This is a genomic window from Telmatobacter bradus, assembly GCF_048629425.1.
Lineage (GTDB): Bacteria > Acidobacteriota > Terriglobia > Terriglobales > Acidobacteriaceae > Telmatobacter > Telmatobacter bradus.
Genome location: NZ_CP184532.1, coordinates 2,752,529 through 2,772,598, shown reverse-complemented (window position 1 = coordinate 2,772,598; position 20,070 = coordinate 2,752,529). Strand labels below are relative to the sequence as shown.

At 54.3% G+C, this 20,070-nt stretch carries 22 protein-coding genes; 14 read left to right on the top strand and 8 right to left on the bottom strand.

All coding sequences use genetic code 11. The features are described 5' to 3' along the window. Nucleotides 1–413: 413 nt before the first annotated feature. From ACOBR2_RS11515 to ACOBR2_RS11505, 3 genes are all read left to right on the top strand, one after another. Nucleotides 414–1,403, top strand: a complete 990-nt coding sequence (locus ACOBR2_RS11515) for an ArdC family protein (RefSeq protein ID WP_420236258.1) — start codon at nucleotides 414–416, stop codon at nucleotides 1,401–1,403. Beyond that, nucleotides 1,403–1,822, top strand: a complete 420-nt coding sequence (locus tag ACOBR2_RS11510) for a DUF6908 domain-containing protein (protein ID WP_420236257.1) — start codon at nucleotides 1,403–1,405, stop codon at nucleotides 1,820–1,822. Before ACOBR2_RS11515 ends, ACOBR2_RS11510 begins: the two co-directional genes overlap by 1 nt. An 87-nt stretch (nucleotides 1,823–1,909) precedes the next feature. Then, entirely contained in the window at nucleotides 1,910–3,079 is a 1,170-nt protein-coding gene (locus ACOBR2_RS11505) for a ParB/RepB/Spo0J family partition protein (RefSeq protein WP_420236256.1), read from the top strand. 2 nt (nucleotides 3,080–3,081) lie between these two features. On the opposite strand, the gene ACOBR2_RS11500 is transcribed toward ACOBR2_RS11505, so the two are convergent. Genes ACOBR2_RS11500 through ACOBR2_RS11490 form a run of 3 tightly spaced genes read right to left on the bottom strand, consistent with a single transcriptional unit; the run spans nucleotide 3,082 to nucleotide 6,300 of the window. Beyond that, entirely contained in the window at nucleotides 3,082–4,092 is a 1,011-nt protein-coding gene (locus ACOBR2_RS11500) for a tyrosine-type recombinase/integrase (RefSeq protein WP_420236220.1), read from the bottom strand. Next, a complete protein-coding gene (locus ACOBR2_RS11495) occupies nucleotides 4,085–5,047 on the bottom strand; it encodes a tyrosine-type recombinase/integrase (RefSeq protein ID WP_420236219.1) in 963 nt (320 codons plus the stop codon). The genes ACOBR2_RS11500 and ACOBR2_RS11495 overlap by 8 nt, the downstream gene beginning before the upstream one ends. Beyond that, on the bottom strand, nucleotides 5,044–6,300 hold the full coding sequence (locus ACOBR2_RS11490) for a site-specific integrase (protein ID WP_420236218.1): 1,257 nt from the start codon (nucleotides 6,298–6,300) through the stop codon (nucleotides 5,044–5,046). The genes ACOBR2_RS11495 and ACOBR2_RS11490 overlap by 4 nt, the downstream gene beginning before the upstream one ends. A 202-nt stretch (nucleotides 6,301–6,502) precedes the next feature. Between ACOBR2_RS11490 and ACOBR2_RS11485 the strand changes: the two genes are divergently transcribed. The 6 genes from ACOBR2_RS11485 to ACOBR2_RS11460 all read left to right on the top strand — a co-directional run bounded on the left by ACOBR2_RS11485 (nucleotide 6,503) and on the right by ACOBR2_RS11460 (nucleotide 11,274). Further along, nucleotides 6,503–7,672 (top strand): IS4 family transposase, encoded by a 1,170-nt coding sequence (locus ACOBR2_RS11485; RefSeq protein WP_420236255.1) that lies wholly within the window; start codon nucleotides 6,503–6,505, stop codon nucleotides 7,670–7,672. Nucleotides 7,673–7,944: 272 nt separating this feature from the next. Next, the gene (locus tag ACOBR2_RS11480) at nucleotides 7,945–8,340 is read left to right on the top strand and encodes a hypothetical protein (RefSeq protein ID WP_420236254.1); all 396 of its coding nucleotides are present in this window, start codon (nucleotides 7,945–7,947) and stop codon (nucleotides 8,338–8,340) included. 166 nt (nucleotides 8,341–8,506) lie between these two features. Continuing rightward, nucleotides 8,507–9,271 (top strand): AraC family transcriptional regulator, encoded by a 765-nt coding sequence (locus ACOBR2_RS11475; protein WP_420236253.1) that lies wholly within the window; start codon nucleotides 8,507–8,509, stop codon nucleotides 9,269–9,271. Nucleotides 9,272–9,346: 75 nt separating this feature from the next. Next, entirely contained in the window at nucleotides 9,347–10,336 is a 990-nt protein-coding gene (locus tag ACOBR2_RS11470) for a DMT family transporter (RefSeq protein WP_420236252.1), read from the top strand. A 3-nt stretch (nucleotides 10,337–10,339) separates the two neighbouring features. After that, complete coding sequence (locus tag ACOBR2_RS11465) at nucleotides 10,340–10,753, top strand: tRNA-binding protein (protein ID WP_420236251.1); 414 nt, start codon at nucleotides 10,340–10,342, stop codon at nucleotides 10,751–10,753. Between the two features lie 266 nt (nucleotides 10,754–11,019). Then, a complete protein-coding gene (locus tag ACOBR2_RS11460; RefSeq protein ID WP_420236250.1) occupies nucleotides 11,020–11,274 on the top strand; it encodes a LysR family transcriptional regulator in 255 nt (84 codons plus the stop codon). A 12-nt stretch (nucleotides 11,275–11,286) separates the two neighbouring features. Here the strand turns inward: ACOBR2_RS11460 and ACOBR2_RS11455 are convergent, their stop codons facing one another. After that, nucleotides 11,287–11,544: a hypothetical protein gene (locus ACOBR2_RS11455; protein WP_420236249.1), complete on the bottom strand. Its 258-nt coding sequence runs from the start codon at nucleotides 11,542–11,544 to the stop codon at nucleotides 11,287–11,289. Between the two features lie 69 nt (nucleotides 11,545–11,613). Here ACOBR2_RS11455 and ACOBR2_RS11450 point away from each other — a divergent pair, with 69 nt between their 5' ends. After that, nucleotides 11,614–12,345 carry a ParB/RepB/Spo0J family partition protein gene (locus tag ACOBR2_RS11450; RefSeq protein WP_420236248.1) on the top strand — a complete coding sequence of 244 codons (732 nt, stop codon included), beginning with the start codon at nucleotides 11,614–11,616 and terminating at the stop codon, nucleotides 12,343–12,345. A gap of 78 nt (nucleotides 12,346–12,423) precedes the next feature. Here the strand turns inward: ACOBR2_RS11450 and ACOBR2_RS11445 are convergent, their stop codons facing one another. After that, complete coding sequence (locus ACOBR2_RS11445) at nucleotides 12,424–12,810, bottom strand: hypothetical protein (protein WP_420236247.1); 387 nt, start codon at nucleotides 12,808–12,810, stop codon at nucleotides 12,424–12,426. Further along, a complete protein-coding gene (locus tag ACOBR2_RS11440; RefSeq protein WP_420236246.1) occupies nucleotides 12,800–13,723 on the bottom strand; it encodes an NAD-dependent epimerase/dehydratase family protein in 924 nt (307 codons plus the stop codon). The genes ACOBR2_RS11445 and ACOBR2_RS11440 overlap by 11 nt, the downstream gene beginning before the upstream one ends. A 125-nt stretch (nucleotides 13,724–13,848) precedes the next feature. Between ACOBR2_RS11440 and ACOBR2_RS11435 the strand changes: the two genes are divergently transcribed. Together ACOBR2_RS11435 and ACOBR2_RS11430 are read left to right on the top strand one after the other, a co-directional pair. Then, entirely contained in the window at nucleotides 13,849–15,330 is a 1,482-nt protein-coding gene (locus ACOBR2_RS11435) for a PLP-dependent aminotransferase family protein (protein WP_420236245.1), read from the top strand. Nucleotides 15,331–15,503: 173 nt separating this feature from the next. After that, the gene (locus tag ACOBR2_RS11430) at nucleotides 15,504–15,851 is read left to right on the top strand and encodes a hypothetical protein (protein ID WP_420236244.1); all 348 of its coding nucleotides are present in this window, start codon (nucleotides 15,504–15,506) and stop codon (nucleotides 15,849–15,851) included. Nucleotides 15,852–15,916: 65 nt separating this feature from the next. Here ACOBR2_RS11430 and ACOBR2_RS11425 read toward each other — a convergent pair whose 3' ends face one another. After that, nucleotides 15,917–17,542, bottom strand: a complete 1,626-nt coding sequence (locus ACOBR2_RS11425) for a carboxypeptidase-like regulatory domain-containing protein (RefSeq protein ID WP_420236243.1) — start codon at nucleotides 17,540–17,542, stop codon at nucleotides 15,917–15,919. Next, nucleotides 17,505–18,005 (bottom strand): hypothetical protein, encoded by a 501-nt coding sequence (locus ACOBR2_RS11420; RefSeq protein ID WP_420236242.1) that lies wholly within the window; start codon nucleotides 18,003–18,005, stop codon nucleotides 17,505–17,507. The genes ACOBR2_RS11425 and ACOBR2_RS11420 overlap by 38 nt, the downstream gene beginning before the upstream one ends. A 185-nt stretch (nucleotides 18,006–18,190) precedes the next feature. On the opposite strand from ACOBR2_RS11420, the gene ACOBR2_RS11415 reads away from it, so the two are divergent. Then, on the top strand, nucleotides 18,191–19,345 hold the full coding sequence (locus ACOBR2_RS11415; protein ID WP_420236241.1) for a sensor histidine kinase: 1,155 nt from the start codon (nucleotides 18,191–18,193) through the stop codon (nucleotides 19,343–19,345). Beyond that, a complete protein-coding gene (locus ACOBR2_RS11410) occupies nucleotides 19,342–19,983 on the top strand; it encodes a response regulator (RefSeq protein WP_420236240.1) in 642 nt (213 codons plus the stop codon). The genes ACOBR2_RS11415 and ACOBR2_RS11410 overlap by 4 nt, the downstream gene beginning before the upstream one ends. The last annotated feature ends 87 nt before the right edge of the window (nucleotides 19,984–20,070 follow it).

The following is a 20,070-nucleotide window of genomic DNA, read 5'->3' as shown; positions in this document are numbered from 1 at the left end:
TACCTGAAAAGCGGAGACTATCCGGTGGGAAGGCTGCGCGGCCCTTCCCTTGCTTCGACCGTCGATTAAGCTGGCGTTCTACGCTCCCCATCCATGCGGGCCTATTCCTGCCCGCAACGCCGCCCCTTACGTGCGTACAAGCGTACAGCAATTCGGAAGAGGACCTAATTTCTTCTTCGTTTAAGTGCCCCCGCTTCATGCGGCTTTATGGCAGAAGCGGTCGGAACCCGTCAAGGCTCTCCGCATTCGCTGCGATGAACGGGCTGGAGAACGCCCGGCCTTGACTGAACCCGCCTCGCCTCTGCCCGCCGCGCAAGACATGAAGCGGGGGCACTCAAACAAAGAAATTTGGTTTGAGGCAGATGCCCTCCTTCAGATTCCGCCCCACGCGGGCACCGAGGAGAGCGAAGATCATGCCTTATGCAATCAGCAATACCAGAAACAGCAACGCGCCGCACAGCAAAAATGCGGCGCTTCCGAGCCAGTCCCCTTACCAACAGCGCACCGCACAGCGTGAAAACCCCACGCAGCAACTCATCAAGCAGGCTGTCGATTTTTTGCTTCAGCAGCTTGAAGCAGGCAAGAGCGAAACACTGACCGCCTATCTCGGCGCAATGGCTCGTTTCCATAAATACAGCTTTGGCAATATTCTTGCCATCGCGCGACAGCGCCCGACGGCTACACACGTAGCCGGATTCCACACGTGGAAGGAACTGAGCCGGTTTGTGAAGCGCGGCGAGAAGGGCATCCAGATTCTTGCCCCGATGGTTGGCAAGCGGCGCAGCAAGGACAACGCCGACCGGAATAACGTCCAGGACGACAGTACAAAGCCCGCACCTGTACTGATTGGATTCCGCGCCGTGTATGTGTTCGACGTGGCACAAACCGAAGGCGCGGATCTGCCCGAGTTCGAGCACTCGATTACCGGCGATGTGGGCGAACACCGGAACCGGTTGATTGCGTTTCTCGATTCTCAGAGCATCGCGCTTGAATACACCGAAAACATTGCGCCCGCTCTCGGCGTCAGCTACGGCGGAAAGATTGCTCTACTGCCGGGCCAGTCGAAGGCCGAAGAATTTGTGACTTTGGTCCATGAAACGGCGCATGAATATCTTCATAAATCCGACCGCCGCACCATGACGACCGCCACCGTACGCGAGACGGAAGCCGAGGCCGTGGCCTTCATCGTAGGTCAAGCCGTGGGCTTGGAGATGGGTAAAAGTTCAAGTGACTACATTCAGATGTACGCAGGGAATGCGGCGCTCTTGGCCGAAAGCCTCGAAGTCATCCAGCGCACTTCTGCGGTGATTCTCGACGCAATCACCGACGAACCAGCAACCACGCAGAAAGCACCTTCGGCATTTTCGCCAGATGTGCAGGATGCAATTGTGGAGGTGGCATAATGAAAACCCTCCTTCGCATCCTTGAGCGGGCCGGAGGTTGCCGGCCCACGCTCTACCTCAAAATTGAGAATCCGCCTTATATGGCTTTGGTGATCGAAGCCACGCCGGAACCGGGACCATGCGGGCTGCCTTCGATTTCCGTAGCGCACTACGGAGAGCAGAACGGCGATCTCATGCGCGATCCGGAGATGTGTTTCGAGTTGTCGAAACCACCGCTATGCGCCTTGTCGCTGTCTGCTTGGTACTACCGCAACGATTACATGGGCGTCGAGCAGTATTCGCGCTATCTGGATGGAAACAATTACGTTTGTATTCCCGATCTTTTCGAACAGCACGAAGCCTTTGCACGGCAGTGGGACAGGAACCTTCGCGCACAAGGGTTTCTCGAAGCCTTCACGGACAAGTCGATTCGCGGCTAGTCCGCTCCCTGCGGAGCGGACCACAGCCCCAAGTGTCGCCGCTCCGCGTGTCTTCACTCATTCACCGCTCGAAAGGAGCATACAAAAATGGAAACGTCCGTTATCAATGCCAGCGAATACCGCGATCTTCCGATTGACAGCCTTACCGAATCACCCAACAACCCCCGCAAGAGCTTTGACGAGGCCAGTCTGAATGAGTTGGCCGCATCGATCAAAGCGCAGGGCATCCTCTCGCCGCTTGTCGTGCGCCCCGTGGACTATCACTTCGAAATCGTTGCCGGTGCGAGGCGCTATCGCGCGGCGCAATTGGCCGGACTTGAAACCGCGCCCGTCCGCGTCGTTGAATTGACCGACGCTCAGGCACTCGAAACCAGCATCGTCGAAAACCTCCAGCGGCGCAACGTGCACCCGCTTGATGAGGCCGAGGGGTTTGCTGCCCTGATGCATCTTGAAGAGCCGAAATACACGATTGAGCAAATCGGCGCAAAGTGTGGCAAAAATCCATCTTACGTCGCTGCTCGCCTTCGCTTGACCGAACTTGCCGCACCTGTTGCCGAAGCCTTCGCCAAGGACGAAATCGGCGTCGGCCATGCGCTCTTGTTGGCGAAGTTGCAACCGGCAGAACAGGAAGAAGCTCTCATCGCTTGCTATCAGGAACAGTATGGCGGGCCCAACAAGACCAAACGTGTTCTCTTACCGGTCAGACATCTGCAACAATGGATCGAGCACAATATTCTGTTGGAACTTGCCGACGCGCCCTTCCTCAAGGAAGACGCCGCACTTGTGCCTGAAGCCGGTTCCTGTGTTGAGTGTTCCAAACGCACTGGGCAGAATGTTCTTTTGTTTGCAGGGCTGGCGGCGCAGCACGATTCGTGCTCGGATCCGAAATGCTGGGCAATGAAGGTCGATGCGCATATACGCCAGACCATCGCCGCCAAGCCAAATCTGGTTCAGATCAGCACAGCCTATGGCTCACCGAAGGATGGCGGTACCGTCATCCCGCGCAACAAGTATGTCGAGATTCACGGCGCGAAACCGACGAATCCAAAACAGCACGATTGGCCGGAGTACAAGACATGCAAGTTCACTACCGAGGCCATCGTTACCGAGGGCAACGAAAAGGGAGAAATCCGCACCTTATGGAGAGATTTCCATAAGCGGCGTTATGCAAAGTTTCTGATTATGCGCAGCGCCGCTCAGGTCTGGCCTCTGGAACTGGGCGCCTGTGCGGTTGGCGAGAGCAGGCGCTGCGCATAATTTCACAGACTCTCAAGAAACCGCAAAAGTTGGTCAGGAGGCTGGTACCGAAGGCCACTTGTTTTTGCGGGCTGCAAGCGATCAAGAGCGCGTTGCTTCATCGAGAGGTCGGCTTCGATATACATGTGAGTGGTTGTTGGGCTTTCATGACCAAGCCATAATGCAATCACGGTAATATCGACACCGGACTGAAGAAGGTGCATGGCGGTTGTGTGGCGAATGATGTGCGGGGAGATGGTCCGCTGCCGCAACGACAGACACTTCAGGGCGGCGGCGCGGACGGCGAGTTCCAGACGCTGCGTCACATTGGAGCGAGTCATTAGCGTTCCGCCGCGATTCGGAAGCAGGTAGCTAGGTTCTTCTGTGGAATCGAGGCGCCGTATCCATCTCCGCAGGAGCGAAACGGTAGAGCCCCACAATGGAACGCTTCTGTCTTTGCGTCCTTTTCCGTGGAGATGGACACAGGGCGAATGCTCCAGAATTAGATCTTTAAGGCGAATGCCGATGATTTCCGACACTCGTCCTCCGGTGTTGTAAAGCATGGTCAGTAGTGCACGGTCGCGTTGCCCGGTCCATGTGGACGGGTCCGGCGCATCAAGAACAGCCTCGATCTCTGGCCGCGACAGAAAACCGAGCATGGGTCTGTCATAGCGCTTTGCCGGGATCGCCAGCGATCGTTCAACGACGGCAAGTTCCTTCACATCGTAATGAGCTGCGTATTTCAGAAATGTCCGGAGGGCGGCGAGACGGGCGTTTCGACTGCGGATCGTGTTGTTGCGCTTGCGTTCCAGATAATCGAGGAAGGCAAGCAGAAGATCTTGGTCGAGATCAGCCAGGGTGAATTTGGCTGGTGACTTTCCGAGCCGCTTTTCGGCAAAACAGAGCAACAGCTTGAAGGTGTCTCGATAGGCAGAGATCGTGCAGGAACTGAGCGCCCGATCCCGCTGGAGATGATCAATGAAGAAGCGTTGCAGCAGGGTGGCAAAAGTCGGGGCCAATGAAGGTTTAGCCACGGTTGTCCTCCCGAGACTTCGCTGCGAGTTTTTCGAAGTTCCTGCCGGCGATGGCCATCAGTTCTGGAATGCCGGTAAGGTACCAATAGGTCTCTGAGACGCTACCATGTCCAACATAAGTCGAAAGGGCAGCCATCCCGTTTTCGATGCTGGCACCCTGCTGGTACCAGAGTTGGACGCGCCGGCAGATAAACGTATGTCGCAGATCGTGGATGCGGGGCACGGCGCGAGCGCCGCGTGAACTCCATCCAAGGTCCATACGCAATTGCGCGAAAACGCTCTGAACAGTGCGAACTGGCAAGGACGCGCCATCGGAGGAGACGAAGACGAATGCTTCCGGGGACACTGGCGAATATCGCTGTCGCACAGCTATATACCGCTCCAATGCTGCACAAACTGTGGGATGGAGAGGCACGAGCCGCGACTTCGAAAACTTGGTCTGTCGTACCGTCACAATCCCACGCGTGAAGTCGACGTCCGCGTATCGCAGATGTAATGCTTCTGAGATGCGCAGTCCCGTGGCGGCCAATAGTCCAAACAGTGTCTCGTAAGTAGCCGGACGGAACCTTCCACACGGCCTCATCCTTCTGGCAGCATCCAGAAGATCGAGGATCTCCTGATTCGTGTAAATGTGCGGAGTGACACGTACATACCCTTTACCAAACATGCGCGCGTCGGGAATCTCTGTTCGGGGATCAAATCGCGCGCGATATGCGACAAACGGCCTTATGATCATTAATCGGGCAGCCCAAGCCATGCGCTTAGCAGATGGCCTCTGGCCCTGAACCCAGTCCAAGATGATGCGGCGCGTCAGTGGGCCGCGATGGCCCGATTGGTCTGCAAAGCGAGCAAAAGCCATCAACTGAAATGCAGGAGAGGTGAGAGCAAACCCGCAGCGGCGACGCTCATCGAGATAGTCCTTAACCAGAGACTGCATCGAGCGCTGTGAAGTCATAGCGACCTCCCCGGCCAAGGCATGGCGACGGTACTGAGCTTGTTTACATCGACCTTGGTGTAAATCATCGAGGTGTCGAGGCAGCGGTGCCGCAGAATGTCGGAGATCTCCTTGAGTGGACTTCCGGCCAGGAGTAGCCTGCTCGCCAGACTGTGACGAAGGATGTGAACTCGTGAATATGGCAGTCCGCATCTTCGATATGCTTGCATCACCGCTTTGCGAACTACGTTAGCCTTGACGGGCTTATCGTATGGCGCGCAATGACGAACAAACATGGCACGGTTGGAAGTCCGGGGCCGTTCCGCCCGAAGATACTCAGCGATGGCACTTCCAGTCTCTGCTAGCAAGGGAAGAACGTCGGTGCGCCGGGACTTGTTTGCAACTAGCCGAATCGTGCCGGCGCGCCAGTCGATGTCCGAGAGGCGTAACTGAATAACCTCACAGGCTCGCATGCCAAGATCTGTCATACAACGCACCATGGCGTAGTCTCTCTTGGCCGCCCGGCTCGGTTGTCCGAAAGAATCGAGCAGTTGCTGAACTTCTTGCTCGGAGAGTGTCTCCGGCAGAGATGCAAGACGCCAGCGTGCCACGTTCGGAACGGCATCAAGGAGCCTCTGGACCGAGTCCCCAGTGAACGCCCGAAACTGAAGATAGTTGCGGATGATTCCGCAGAAGAGCTTAATCGTTCCCTGGGCGTATGTTGTTTGCTCGCCCAACACGAATCTACTGATGTCTTTGGGCTGGATCCTTGCCAGGGAAATAGATCCCGATGCATATTTCCTGGTCAGAAATCGGCGAACCACAGCCACGCTATGCCGTCGTGTACTACGAGCAAGCCCTTTGACTTCCTCCATGAAGCGATCAAAACGGTCGAGTTCATCCTGCAAAGGGTCCCGAACTATCTCTTCGTTGGGGATAACGCGACACGTGCGAAGTGTGTGCAGCAAATGTGCAAGAGACGTCTTAAAGTCGTTGCCGCTTCGCCGGGCTCGTGACGGGCAATTACAGTGTGGCAGGTGTTCAGCGACAAAGCGGGCGGTGCTCTTTTCGTCCACTTGCTCAATCTTCAATCCCTGCTGCGTTACCCATGCAGCGAAATGCCCAGCGCAAGACAGATAGTGGCCTCTGGTCGCCGCCGCGTAACGCTCGTGCTCAAGGTCGGAGGAGAACTCCGAGATATAAGGCTGCAGAACACTATCTTCCATCCATGCCCGCGCCTGGGCAGGAAATACAGCTTCATTTTTCATCATCATCTCCTGGGCGTCAGTAACACCCACACCAGAAGACCACCGAAATTATGGATAGTTCGAATATGTTGAACAGCACTGCTGTCCGGTTGACGACTAACTTGCTGCCTGCAACCGTCTGATGGGCCGAGGGTTGCGGACGTTTTGGGGTGGTGTCGATTTGAAAATGCCGCGATGCTGATTCCAGAGATGCTTTCTGGAGGCGGCTGTGAACGCTGGCAAGTTGCTGTTCGCGCAGTTGATGGACTTCCTTCCGTGGACTTCGTTTGCCCGCAGTGTGGCCCGTTATGGCGGCGACCGCCGGGTGCGCAACCTCAGTTGTACCGAGCAGTTCCGTGCTATGGCCTTTGCTCAGTTGACCTATCGCGAGAGCCTGCGTGACATCGAAGCCTGCCTGTGCGCACAGCCTGCCAAGCTGTATGCCATGGGATTCCGCTCTCCGGTGCGTCGTTCGACATTGGCTGAGGCCAACGAGAGCCGCGATTGGCGCATCTATGCTGAACTCGCGCAACGACTGATGGTCCAGGCCCGCAAGCTCTACGCCACGGAAGACCTCGGCATGGACCTTGATGCCGCTGCGTACGCCTTGGACTCTACAACCATCGATCTGTGCCTGACCTTGTTTCCGTGGGCGCATTTTCGCTCCACCAAGTCCGCCGTCAAGATGCATACCCTGCTCGATCTACGCGGCAACATACCCACATTTATCCGTGTCACCACGGGCGATCTGCACGACGTCAACATGCTCGACGAGATCATTCCTCAGGCTGGCGCTTACTATGTCATGGATCGTGGCTATCTCGACTACGCCCGGTTGTATCGCCTCCACTTGGCCGGAGCATTCTTTGTCACCCGCGCCAAGAACAACTTGGATGCCCGACGTATCTACTCCCAACAGGTGGACAAGCAGACCGGCATTTTGGCAGACCAGTCCATCGCCCTTAACGGGTATCACAGCCGCAAGGATTATCCTAGCCACCTGCGCCGCATTCGCTTTCATGATCCAGAGACCGGCAAGGATCTACTCTTCTTGACCAATCAGTTCACACTACCTGCCGTCACCATCTGCGCTCTCTACAAAAGCCGATGGCAAGTGGAACTGTTCTTCAAATGGATCAAGCAGCATCTGCGCATCAAGGTCTTCTTCGGCACCAGCGAAAACGCCGTCAAGACCCAAATATGGATAGCTGTCTCGGTCTACCTCCTGGTCGCCATCGTCAAGAAGAGACTCGAACTGTCCGGCTCACTCTACACTTTGCTGCAAGTGCTCTCGGTAACTCTGTTCGAGAAAATGCCCATCTCACAGGCACTTCAGCAGAAGGACTACACAAACTCACTAACTGCCGATCCCAACCAACTGATTCTGTTCGACTTTTAACCGGACAGCAGTGGTTGAACAGTACAAATCCCGAGTGTCTACCTGCGCAAACGGCCTATAACCTTGCGGCGCTGCGCATAATCAGACACTTTGCATAACGGCGCGTCTGTGCAAATCCCGATTGTCCGATTCATCACGCAAGAAAAGCACGCCCCACAAACGATGCGGCATTCAAGGCCACGCAGGATAAGCGCCACCGCGAAGAAGCCATCGCGCAGACCAGTGGCTTGCGTGTCCTGAAAGCCATCGGTGAAGCGGTTCCAGTGCGGTTGATGAAACGCGACCTTCTGTTTGTTGCAGAGAGGCTGGCCGTTGCGATGGATGAGCGCCGTCTGGCGGTACTCTTTCGCCTTCACGGTATCGGCAAAACGCGCGGAACAGTGGATGCACCAGCAAAGCTCTTGGCGTCTTTTCTTCGCAAGGCCGATGAGGGAATGCTCGGGCGCGTTTTGGTTGAAGTCGCAGTTTTTCAAGCGGCGCATTCTCCCTACGAGTCCGCACAAACCCTGCACGAAGCCGCCAAGCTGTATAAGGTTGACGTGGCCGCAATCACGGCCAAGGTCGGGCAGGAATTCACCGCCAAAGAAAAGGCAAGGGCAGCGAAGAAAATCTCACCCAAACCGTCCGCAAAGACTCAGGGAAAAGCTGTAAAGAAAGCGGCAGCTTAATCATGCAACCGATTAGGACTATGCGGGGCCGGGAAACCGGCTCCGCTTTTCTTGCAAATCCGTTTCTCAGGCATTACCTGAGAAGCGGCGCAATCCCTATGGACGTACAAAATCAAATAAAATCATATGAGCGGAGATTTGCAGAAGTGCAAAGTTCACGCAGCCAATGACCACGAGTGAGGGCGACAGGATGGAACAACGTCAATTGCATTCGCTCAGTTTTAGAAGTTACGGAATAGAAGGCAGACCCCATTCACACGATCACATCCAAATTGTCCTTCCCGTTCGAGGCGAACTTGAAATTGAAACAGAAGGCCGTGGCGGTCGGATTGATCTGTCCCGTGGAATTATCATTACGCCAGGGATTAGGCACAGTCAGGCCGCCGAAGATCTGAATCGATTTCTGATATTGGATTGTGCTGTTTCGGTGATGAGCGATGAGAAGATTGAGCGGTTTTCTAGAAATGCGCTCCTTAGCATCTCTCCCGCAGTTCGACGGTTGATTCAATTCATCGACCTTTCTAGCCATGCAGGAGAAATCGATACTTCCATTTCGCGATATTCCGGCCCTCTTTTGCTCAACGCACTGCTAGATGCACCTGCTCAAGGCGTATCGCGACTTTCCAGCCTTCTTCGTCATGTCGAGCATTCTGCCGGTGAAAACTGGTCCGTTTTGCGTATGGCACAGCTTTGCGGTCTGAGTCCGAGCCGGCTCCATGAACTTTTCCAGTCCGAATTACAAATGACCCCGCAAAACTGGCTTTCCGAGACGCGGCTTCATCGAGCCCAAGAACTCCTTGCCAACTCCTCCTTGCCGATTTCCCAAATTGCGCTTCAGGTGGGATATTCTGACCAAACCGCGCTCACTCGTGCGATGCGTCGTATCTCAGAGATGACGCCTGCGGTCTATCGACGCCTGCACCGACAGTAGAGAGAGTCAAAGAGCGCGAGTTTGAGCCAAGACAAGCGCATTGATCATCGATCATTCTTAAGTGAAGGATGATTGATGCACTTGGAAGGTCGAATACTGTCTGGTATTGGAAATGGAATGGCTGCCGGAACTCTCTGGGGTTTTGTTTTTCTTGCTCCGCAGTTGCTCTCTGGCTTCTCGCCTACACAATTATGTGTTGCTCGTTATCTGATTTATGGCGCGTTTTCGCTCCTCTTGCTGATTCCGCGCTGGAAAACTCTTCCACACCTTGGCAAAAAAGAGTGGTTTTCTCTCGGTTGGATCAGTTTACTTGGGAACATCCTCTACTATGTTCTTCTCAGCGAAGCAATACAACTTGCAGGCGGCGCTCCCACCTCGCTTATCGTTGGTTTGCTACCTGTAGTTGTAACAGTTGTTGGTACGCGGAGCAGTGGCGCAGTGAAGCTGCGTAGCTTAATCCCGCCCATGCTCTTGTGCTGCATCGGAGTCGGCCTCATCAGCTATCACGCTTTTCGTGTTGGCACGCCAGGAACAGACTTCACGCACAAGGCGATCGGTTTTCTCTGCGCGTTTTGCGCTCTTGTCTCCTGGTCAGCTTATGCCATAGGAAACAGCAGATGCCTGATGAGTTTGCCACACATCTCTGCGCATGAGTGGTCGCTTCTGACGGGTATAGTAACCGGCGCAATTGCAGTGATACAAGGATTTCTCGTTTTATTGTTTGGCTCTGCGCCACACAGCAGCCCCGACTGGCTACGTTTTTGGGGTATCAGCGCTGGGGTGGCGTTTTTCGCGTCAATTGTTGGCAATCGATTCTGGAATCAAGCCAGTCGCCTGGTGCCTCTTACATTGATAGGGCAGATGCTCGTATTTGAGACGCTGTTTGCGCTACTGTACTGCTTCCTTTGGGAACGCAGGTGTCCCTCTTGGTTGGAGGTCTGGGCAATTTTTTGTCTTATTAGCGGAGTCGTTTGGTGCGCCTCAGAACATCGATCGGTACCCGAGAACCAAATGCATCACTCGCGAAGGGGCATAGAAACCAATTTGTGTGCTCCTGATTGCTAGGATATGAGTGATTCAGACCGTAATACGAATGGAGTATTCAATATGCAACTGCACAAAAACGAAATCCCTGAAGTAAAAGCAGTACTGACGCCAATAAGCTGGTCTGACTTCGAGAGGATGCTGATCGTTGTTGGCACGATCACACGAGTAGAAAAATTTCCTGAAGCGCGCCATCCAGCATATAAGGTCTGGGTTGACTTTGGAGAATACGGGGAACGAAAATCCAGTGCGCAAATCACTACTTTGTACACCCCTGAAGAATTAGTGGGACGGCAAATAATCGGTGTCATTAATTTCCCGGAGAAGCAAATCGGGCCGTTCCGCTCGCAGTTTCTCTTGACTGGATTTTCGACTGAGGGAGGAATTGTGCTAACGGCAGTCGAAAGAGCAGTCCCAAACGGAACACGTATGTGCTAGCGCCCATACATGCCCCGCAGTATTTACGACAGTGCCGTAGCTGCGGGGTTGAAATCATCTCAAGGGAACGATGTTGTTCTGGATGCAGCCAAGATGCTGCGTGAGAAGGAGTCACGACGAATGTCCCACGTTGATCTCAGGATTAGACATCGTTTTGTATGACTCCTAATCTTCCATGTAGTAGATTGGCAGTTGCTTCAGGTGTTCTCGTAGCAAGAACGGTCCTCCGAGCAGTGCATTCCAAAGAGAGGAAATATACCAATCCCATGCCCGAATACATTTCAGCAGAATTTCTGCACTGGATGGTAGTCCTTGCCGATGAACAGTGCTTTTCAGCAGCAGCGCAAAAGCTGCATCTCGATCCTTCTGTTTTGCGCGCGCGGACTCATGAACTTTCCATATGCGTGGGATGCCAGATATTTCTTGAGAAGGAAAATCTAGTGAAGTTGACAGAAGGCGGTAGGGCTCTGATCAACGTCTCACGTGATTATCTGGCTTGGCTTGAAAAGCAGAAGCAGTAGAGAAACGGTCATTTAAGGCTTGTGAAATCCATGTGCTTCTAGTATCTCTTCGTCGATGTCGGCGGAATATACTGGACAGGAGTTCAGGAACTTGTACTCTTCCAGATTCTGCACATCTTCTGGACAGATCATATGCAGGTTCTCCAGGAGTGCAAGCATAGTTGCGCGGTTGTCAAAACTGTGGACGCGTATGGGCACATCCTTCAATGGCCCTGAGATAAGCACATTGAAACCATCATCAGCTAAAAATATAATGATTTTTACCGTCATGGTGTCACGTCAGAGAACCCGTCTCACCTTATGTTGCGCCACAACTCCACACGCATGCTGTCATTTTTAATGTTACCGAGCGCGACAACGGTCACCGAGTCGCCCAACAATCCCCGCAAGAGCTTTGACGAAGCCAGTCTGAATGAGTTGGCCGCATCGATCAAAGCGCAGGGCATTCTTTCGCCGCTTGTCGTGTGGCCCGTGGACCATCACTTCGAAATCGTTGCCGGTGCGCGGCGCTATCGCGCCGCGCGATTGGCCGGACTTGAAGCCGCGCCCACCTACAATCCCGCACTGCTTTGGAACCAGACTCGCCAGAACAGGGGTTACCGGGAAGAAACACGGGAGATGGATGCGGGGGAGCGCATTCGCTTCATGGCTCCAGAGAAAGTGAATCACATCCGTTCCGGCGACTTCGTCACCGTGGAACTAATCGAGCCCAATCTCTCCGCCTGTCTCGACAATGGTAAGAGCGTCGATCTGGATACCGAGGCTGCTGAGCACATCGACTATGGTTACGCCGTCGATTCAGTCGGAAACCTCGCGGCTGGCCGAGTGATTTTGGCAGGCGAGGCCACACAGCTTTCTGGTCTCGAAGACAATCTGGCACGCTTGAATTCCAGTATCTGCGAGCTGTCCGTTTACACCTCCAATGCGTCTCAGTCGCTCCAGGTAGACCTTGCGCAGAGTACCGTGGCAGCCGAAACGCTATCGAAATCTGTTATCGGCGCGACGAATCTTAGCGTCGAGGGGCCTTCTGTTGCGGAGTCAATCATCGAAGAGATAGGACTTCATCTCTGAGAAAGGTTAACCCCAATAAGATTTTGAATGAATCACAAACTCTCACCATCAGAGCTCTTTTGCTGTCGCAACCTTGCATTATTGCAACGGATAGACTCTTAGCGATTGCACATACATGTGGTGGTGTTCTGGATGCTCGGGAATCGTTCCCACATAATCCATCAGAGCCGTGGAAAATCGAATACCGGTCTTGCTCTGAATCGAATTATTGGTGTGAATTGCCGCCACCGGTTCACCATCGACTTCGTAAACAATGTCAGATGATGTCCATAGCACGCCGACATCATGATACGGGCTGTAGAAGTAGTGGTTGAAACGGCTGTCGAAACCCACTGCCGGTGGCCAAATTCCAGTGATCTTGTTGTTATTGTGCAGCGTCATGCGACTGATGTTGGGATAATGCAGTTCGCAGATGTCGATCTCGAAGTGATCTTCGAAAGGTCTCACTGTCTGTTCAGCGCTCATGAACGACCTCTTGCCTGAGCCATTCCAAGCGGCGCGGTGCGAAGCCGAAGACGCGTTTCGCTTTTGCGTTGGAGGCTCCCACGAGCTTAGTCCCATAGAACACAGCATCGTCTCCTGAAACCCTGCGCGCTTCTTCCTCCGTAACGGTGTTGGGCGGCGGTGCACCAAGCGAGGCAGCAAACGCGGGCAGCCATACTTTGACCGCCGTTGGGTCATCATCCACGATGTTATAGACACCCGAGGGGAACGCCAGAGCGGCGACCGTCGCTTCGACGGCGTCGCCGATGTGGATCCACGACCAAACCGCCATTCCTTGTCCGATGATCGGATATCGGTTTTGCCTGATGATCTCGGCATATCCACCATCGGAGGCGTACCAAGTACCGGGACCATAGAAAAAACCATAGCGCAGAATCACTGAATCGATAGGTGCAGTGGTAAGCCTCCGTTCCAATTCCGTGAACATTTTGGCGCTACCGGCGACACCTGGACTTGCATGAACAGCAAGGGGCGACTGCTCATCGGCTAGTCCATGATCTGCGGTAAGAAAGAAGGCACTAGATTGCTGGATGTAGCGCTTAACCCCAAACTTCTGTGCCGAACGCAGGAGGTTGCCACCACCCTCCAGTCGCAATTTCGCATCACCAGTCGCTCTCTTTGGCATGTCTGCGGGATTCTTCGGAAGAGAAGTAAGCTGGTCGATCACGGCTTCCGCCATTGACGTTCGAACGGCGTCATCCAAAGACTCCGAATCAAGTGCATTGGCGAGAATTGCCTCGGCACCCTGAGCGCGCAATGTGGTTGCTCCGGCCTCTGACGTTGTTAAGCCAGTCACTTGATGACCTTCCGCGACGAGGCGGGAAATAAGCGGCTTGCCAATCGCGCCACTTGCTCCGGCGACAAAAATCTTCATAGTTCACACTCCTGATCTCGAGTCTTCCTAATAAGCATCCAAAGATGATGATAGGGTAGACTGGACCATAGAAGTAGTCCATATTGAGACTTTGGACTAGTCCACTGCTGTATGGTGCGGGTGACATGGCGAAGGTAGAGAGCTTTCAGGAGTTGGTTATAGGTCCAGGTGATGGCAAGCTGGAGCGATGGCGCTGGCTCTACGCTGAATTGCGGAGCGCCATCCTGGAAGGGCGTCTTCGCTCAGGTTCGCGCGTTCCCTCTTCGCGCAGCCTTTCCGTGCAGCACGGTGTTGCTCGTGGAACGGTCGTGACAGCGTTGAACCAGCTAAAAGCAGAGGGCTACGTCGTTACCGAATCTGGATCCGGTACCCGCGTTGCTCTCGAATTGCCAAATGGTTCTGCAGGAACAAAGCGGCCGCGCGTGGCGTTGGAAACGCCATCAAGAGCTTCGCTTTCCAGGCGCACTCGACAAGCCCTGAAGGGGGCCTACCTCTTGCCGGTTGGGCATTCGGTGGGCAAGGCGTTCCGGAGTTATGAACCAGCTATCGACCTTTTTCCGGTCGAGCTTTGGGCACGTATTTCGTCGCGAGTGCTGAGGCACGCGCCACGTGCGCTGTACGGTCAGGGAAGCGCCTGCGGGTATATGCCACTCCGTAAGGCAATCTCGGAATATGTGGGGGCTTCACGTGGGGTACGGTGCACCCCAGAGCAGGTAATTATTACCTCCGGTGCTCAACAAGGGCTTGATCTCGTTGCCCGATTTCTCCTGGACCCTGAAGACGAGGTCTGGATGGAAGACCCGGGGTATCCGGGCGCGCTTCAGGCCTTCCGTGCTGCCAGTGCAGTCCCTGTTCCGGTTCCAATCGACGGCGAGGGCATTTGTGTCGACAAAGGCGTGCAATTATCTCCGCGGGCCCGTATGGCCTATGTGACCCCCGCGAACCAGTTTCCGCTCGGCGTGACGATGTCCGTCTCCCGGCGTGTCGAACTCCTGAATTGGGCCGCTAAAGCTCACGCGTGGATCATTGAAGACGAGTATGACGCGGAATACAGATATTGTGGGCGGCCGGTTGCCGCTTTACAAAGTCTGGACCACTCCGGGTGTGTGGTTTACGTTGGAACGTTCACAAAGATGCTTTTCAATGCCCTCCGGCTCGGCTTTCTGGTTGTACCAGAGCGTCTGATCCATCCCTTTGAAGTTGGTCGAAGTTACATTGATCGCCATCCGCCAACCTTGGACCAGGCGATCCTTGCTGAGTTTATCTCTGAAGGCCATTTTGGGCATCACGTGAGAAGGATGCGACAAACCTATGCGGAGCGCATGGAGGTGTTGATGCAGGCTTCAAAGGAACACCTAGGAGGAATGCTTAATGTTACCGAGGCCGTTGCGGGAATGCGCAGTGTTGCGTGGTTGACAAGACGTGGCTCGGACATGGATGCAGCTAAAGGTGCCACGCAGCGAGGCCTTGAGGTGGCTGCCCTGTCAGTATTCACTGTAAAGCATCGACAAAATCCCGCACTGATACTCGGATTTGCCGGGAGCAGCAAGAACGAAATTCGTCGAGGTGTAGTTACCCTCGCCGCCGCATTGCGCGATCTGCACTAGCCTGAATAATGCATAAGCGGTATGCAGCGAAAGCCTTATGTGCTACAAACATGTTGACTAGACACGGCTTACAGTATAAAAGGACTTTCGCTTGACTGATTTTACCGCGACACGGCGTGTATTATTTACCGATCTTGAAAAGCGTCCGGTTGTATTGGCGTTTGATCAGTTACATGGCAGCAGTGATGGTGGCGCAATTCTGCTCTCTGCAGCCAGCCGGCGCTTTGGCGATGGTTTTTGAGTCGCTGAGCCGTGGTCTTCAGGATGCTCGCCAGCAAGGCAAGGTGGATCATCCTCTGACCGACTTGATGCGGCAGCGCATCTACGGCCTGGGCTGCTGCTATGAAGATGCAACGAATCTCTGCCGGTGCATTTATTCCCGCGAGCCCATCCCCTTCCGTGACATGCTGGGCGGAGCGCACATCCGAATGGCCAGAGACGGTTGGCCTGTGCGCATGGAGTTGCTCGGTAGATCCTTTGCTCGTTCCATACAGAACGTACAGAGCGATTCGCTGCAGTAGGCACATATTGTTTCTCTTGGGTGGTCTGTGATTCCGCAAAGGCTTATCGTTTTACGGCAGGATGGTCATGGTACAGGATGCAGCGAAATGTCCGAGGCCACATACGCGGTCAACAGGGTTCCTGCGCGAATCTGGATCTGTTTGTTGGTTCCTGCTTCTGCAAGAACGCTGTTGCTTAGACGATATGAAGCGTGATCTTCGCCCGAGCGATTCTTCGATGCTCTGAGCGGAACCCATTCTTCGCCAGCTTGAAGAGATAAAAATTGTATCGGTAGCCGGTCTGTTTTGATCTCGTTGCTCATCCTTGCAACGGCGATTACGTCGCCGGATGTTCTGCTACCCGCTCTGGCAACGATCACGCCGCCCACCTTGACATCTTTGAGAAGCGCAAAGGCCACAGGCTTGCCCTGTTGTACATCCTCGGGACTCAGGTCTTCGGCAACGATGAGCGATACAGGAGTTCCCTCACGCAACACCAGTTGTGTATTGGCCGCTATGCTTCTAGGGGCGGATGAAGTCAGATGCGGATAGACGAACTCCAACAAAAGGCTGTTCACTGAATCGAGCCCAATCCCCAGCAGCATGTTGTTTGCTGTTACATGGGTCTGCGAACTGGAGGGGTAATAGAGATTCGATAGCTCTGCGGAAGCGTAGGTCCCCAGTACAACAGAGAAGTTGGGCTGTGCGCGTCGGTTATCGCCTCTGGTAACGAATGGGAATTCCATAGCATGGAGCGCACGCGACTGAAAGCTCCCGGTCCCTTTTACAAAGTACCGTGGGTCCTGATGAAAGAGAGACGGCAGGAGCGCGCTGCCAATCATGATGCTGCTAAATGAATCGGCGTAGTTGGCTCCGTAACGCTTCGCAAATCCCTGCGTTCCCTGGCCGTATGCGCGCAGATTGTTGCGCGCCTGCTCATAACCAGCGATCACGCCTGTGAGCGCAAAGGTGGTTGGATCGGTCGTGCTCTTCCACGCAAGCTCGAATTTCTGTCCCGCTGAGAGCGGCGCGGCATTCCATATATAACTGACATAGAACTCGGGGAAGATGCCGACTATCCTTTGCTTTTCTGCTGCTTTGATCTGTTCTTCCGCCACGTCGTGCTGCGAAATGCTGACGTTGACGCTGCTCGAAGCGGATGCGACTTCCAGAACGATAAATGGCAATTCGAACTGCTCACCTGCGCGAATTGTTACGGCCGAAGATATCCAGGTTGCGAATCCCTGCGCCGTAACCGTAACCCGATACGTGCTCGGATTGAGGTTTGTAAAATTGAAGGTTCCAGCGTCATCCGATTTTGCTGAGCGGCTGTCGGTAGAGGTGGTAGCTTCGAGCATAATGCTGGCGCCTACAATCACGGCCCCGGAACTGTCCTTTACTGTGCCGCGGATCGCTCCAGAATCTTCGGAGGTTTGGGGGCGGGGAGCATCCGGCAATTCGCGGCTAACTCTCAATTCAACTTCAACTTGCTGAGCAACTGCGGGCGTGGTATGCACTTGGATGCAGACCGAAAATATAAAACCGGCAAAAGTGAGACGGAGAGCATACATCATAGGTCTCTGGTTCTCCGAAGCGCGCACATCCATTCCAATGTGCGCGCCCATTTGGCGAGTGCAGGCATTGAACAATTCAGGTTCACTTTCTGCATTGCGGTTAGCGCGCGGCAGGAAGCGAGATGTCTTCAGCGACAAAAACCGACAGCAGGGTTCCTTGGCCAATCACGACGTTATCTCCCGTCCGCAGCAATCCCATAGGCCATTTGAGATGATAGGGGCGTCCATATTGGACATCGTTCTCCCCCGTTCCATTTCGTGAAGCTCTTAGCTTGACCTTATTGTCACCAACAAGCAGTCCATCGAGCTTCAATGTGAGCCGTCCCGAGCGCCCTGCAAGCGCTGCCCGAACGACCTCTGTGATCTGGCCGGAGGCCATGCAGCCTGCTTTTACCACCACTTCTCCGTTTACCGTGATGTCATTGGCCAGCACAAAGTTGACATGGTTGCCAATGGCCGCGGAGCTTGTGTTCAATGGCTCAGCAAAGGAAAGCGATACCGGAGTGCCTTGACGCAGAACTGCAGTAGCCTGGTTCTGGGCAACACAGCAACTTGGTACAACAGCCAACAGCAAAAATGCGATTTGACGTATTCCGATCATTTCTTTTCTCCCTGGCGTAATCTTGGAGTTTCGATTCACTGGATACAAGTGCCGCAAGTATTGGAGCTGAACCATGACTTTAAGCACATGCCCCGGAAACCAGATTGACTTATGATCGCTATAGGAGGCAGCCACTGATTACGCCACGACAACTCTTTCGATACGCAGGATTGGTAGCCTGTGCGATGGTGACGCTGCCGGTCATCGTTGACCAGTGGTTCTCGTTGTCGGCCAAACTCCAGGCATCTGATATGTCCCATTCGGGACATTCGCAAACATTCGTGCAGATAACGTTTTGTGCAATCGTTCTCGCGATTTGCCTTGGCTTCGGCGCGGCCTTCTGGTGGAATACGCGCGATGCGGGAACAGACAGGCCCACAAAAGTTAGTATCATTTTGCTGATTGTTCAGCTTGCGTTATCGGTTGTGTTTACCGAAACGATGTTTATCGTTTCCGCCGAACTGCCCTTCATGATGCCGATTCGCCAAGCGCGCAAATGGCTGGTGGCCCAGTGTGTTGTATTGCTCGCATTAACGGCGGTAGCCCTGTCGATGGGAAATTTTGTTCCCGAGGACGCATTGGTTCACACGCCGTTGTTCATCTCCGTTCCCGGCACGATTCTCTATATGCTGACCTGGACATGGTTTGCTTTTGGCGCTGGATATCTTGCCGTTAGCGAGACACGCAACCATCGCGAACTGGCTCGCACCAATGCGGAACTTATGGCCATGCAATCGCTTCTGTCCGATGAAACCCGCATGGCTGAGCGCCTTCGCATCTCCCGCGAATTGCACGATGTGGTCGGTCATCATCTAGCCGGGTTGAGTATTAACCTGCAACTGGCCTCCCACTTGGTAGAAGGTCCAGCGGCTAAAACAGTGAACGAAGCTCACCTGGTTGCCAAACTGCTGCTTGCTGAAGTGCGCGAGGTGGTCGGCGGGCTGCGCGATCCGCGGCAAAGCGACCTGCGTGGTGCAATTGAACTGCTCTCGCACGGCATCGCCGGGCTATCGATTCACCTTGAGTTACCAGAAAATCTGGATCGGGTTGACCCAACTTGCGCACATGTGATCTTCCGCTGTGTTCAGGAGGCAATCACAAATGCGATCAAACACGCACACGCCAGTAATCTGTGGGTCGAGTTGAGACGCTCCGAAACCGGATGGGAGATACAGGTGCGTGATGATGGAAAAGGCGCTGCCAACATCGTGTCCGGAAACGGGCTCAAGGGGATGAAGGAGCGTCTGGAGGAAGTTGGCGGAACATTGCAGTTTGAAAGCCAGTTAGATAAAGGATTCACGATCCAGGCATTTATCCCAGTAAGCGGAGAGTTTGTATGATTCGCGTCGTTCTGGTTGAAGACGAAATGCTCGTTCGGCGCGGCATCCGTGGACTCTTGAGCCTCGGTCAGGAGACCGACGTGATTGCTGAGGCTTCCGACGGCGAAGAGGCGATCTCCATTATTCGTGAGCACCGGCCCGACGTTGTGCTGCTGGATGTCCGGATGCCGAAGCGTTCCGGCATCGACGTTCTGGAAGCTCTGCGGGAAACTGGTTCACTACCTCCTACGATTCTTCTGACGACATTCGATGACGATGAGGCGCTTTTGAAAGGGATTCGTGCTGGAGCGAAGGGCTTCCTGCTCAAAGATGTTTCTGTTGAAAAACTCACGGAAGCGATTCGTTTGGTTGCTGCGGGAGAAACCATACTTCGGCCAGCGGTAACCGAAAGTGCCCTGCGGAGACTTGAAGAGACCCGGACGGAATTTGAAAGCCTCGAATCGCCCGATCCGCTTACAAAACGCGAACTGGAAGTCCTCCGGCTCATGGCGGGCGGCTATAGCAACCGGGAGATCGGCGATGCTCTTGGGGCGTCGGAGGGAACGGTCAAGAATCACATTTCCAGCATCCTCTCCAAACTGGGCGTCCGCGACCGCATACGGGCGGTATTAAAAGGCCTGGAGTCCGGACGCATTTGACGATTGGATTAATTGGCAAGAGCGAGATCACTTTGCACCTGCACAGGGTATAGCCACCTATAGCCCTGTCCATCTTCATACACAGAC

Bases quoted from the DNA above. Each gene is read 5' to 3' on its own strand.
- ACOBR2_RS11440 (WP_420236246.1), bottom strand. From the start codon at position 13,723: ATGAAGATTTTTGTCGCCGGAGCAAGTGGCGCGATTGGCAAGCCGCTT.
- ACOBR2_RS11450 (WP_420236248.1), top strand. From the start codon at position 11,614: ATGTTACCGAGCGCGACAACGGTCACCGAGTCGCCCAACAATCCCCGC.
- ACOBR2_RS11510 (WP_420236257.1), top strand. From the start codon at position 1,403: ATGAAAACCCTCCTTCGCATCCTTGAGCGGGCCGGAGGTTGCCGGCCC.
- ACOBR2_RS11480 (WP_420236254.1), top strand. From the start codon at position 7,945: ATGAAACGCGACCTTCTGTTTGTTGCAGAGAGGCTGGCCGTTGCGATG.
- ACOBR2_RS11490 (WP_420236218.1), bottom strand. From the start codon at position 6,300: ATGATGATGAAAAATGAAGCTGTATTTCCTGCCCAGGCGCGGGCATGG.
- ACOBR2_RS11455 (WP_420236249.1), bottom strand. From the start codon at position 11,544: ATGACGGTAAAAATCATTATATTTTTAGCTGATGATGGTTTCAATGTG.
- ACOBR2_RS11470 (WP_420236252.1), top strand. From the start codon at position 9,347: ATGCACTTGGAAGGTCGAATACTGTCTGGTATTGGAAATGGAATGGCT.
- ACOBR2_RS11415 (WP_420236241.1), top strand. From the start codon at position 18,191: ATGGTGACGCTGCCGGTCATCGTTGACCAGTGGTTCTCGTTGTCGGCC.
- ACOBR2_RS11445 (WP_420236247.1), bottom strand. From the start codon at position 12,810: ATGAGCGCTGAACAGACAGTGAGACCTTTCGAAGATCACTTCGAGATC.
- ACOBR2_RS11430 (WP_420236244.1), top strand. From the start codon at position 15,504: ATGGCAGCAGTGATGGTGGCGCAATTCTGCTCTCTGCAGCCAGCCGGC.
- ACOBR2_RS11495 (WP_420236219.1), bottom strand. From the start codon at position 5,047: ATGACTTCACAGCGCTCGATGCAGTCTCTGGTTAAGGACTATCTCGAT.
- ACOBR2_RS11465 (WP_420236251.1), top strand. From the start codon at position 10,340: ATGAGTGATTCAGACCGTAATACGAATGGAGTATTCAATATGCAACTG.
- ACOBR2_RS11475 (WP_420236253.1), top strand. From the start codon at position 8,507: ATGACCACGAGTGAGGGCGACAGGATGGAACAACGTCAATTGCATTCG.
- ACOBR2_RS11410 (WP_420236240.1), top strand. From the start codon at position 19,342: ATGATTCGCGTCGTTCTGGTTGAAGACGAAATGCTCGTTCGGCGCGGC.
- ACOBR2_RS11435 (WP_420236245.1), top strand. From the start codon at position 13,849: ATGGCGAAGGTAGAGAGCTTTCAGGAGTTGGTTATAGGTCCAGGTGAT.
- ACOBR2_RS11515 (WP_420236258.1), top strand. From the start codon at position 414: ATGCCTTATGCAATCAGCAATACCAGAAACAGCAACGCGCCGCACAGC.
- ACOBR2_RS11460 (WP_420236250.1), top strand. From the start codon at position 11,020: ATGCCCGAATACATTTCAGCAGAATTTCTGCACTGGATGGTAGTCCTT.
- ACOBR2_RS11420 (WP_420236242.1), bottom strand. From the start codon at position 18,005: ATGATCGGAATACGTCAAATCGCATTTTTGCTGTTGGCTGTTGTACCA.
- ACOBR2_RS11505 (WP_420236256.1), top strand. From the start codon at position 1,910: ATGGAAACGTCCGTTATCAATGCCAGCGAATACCGCGATCTTCCGATT.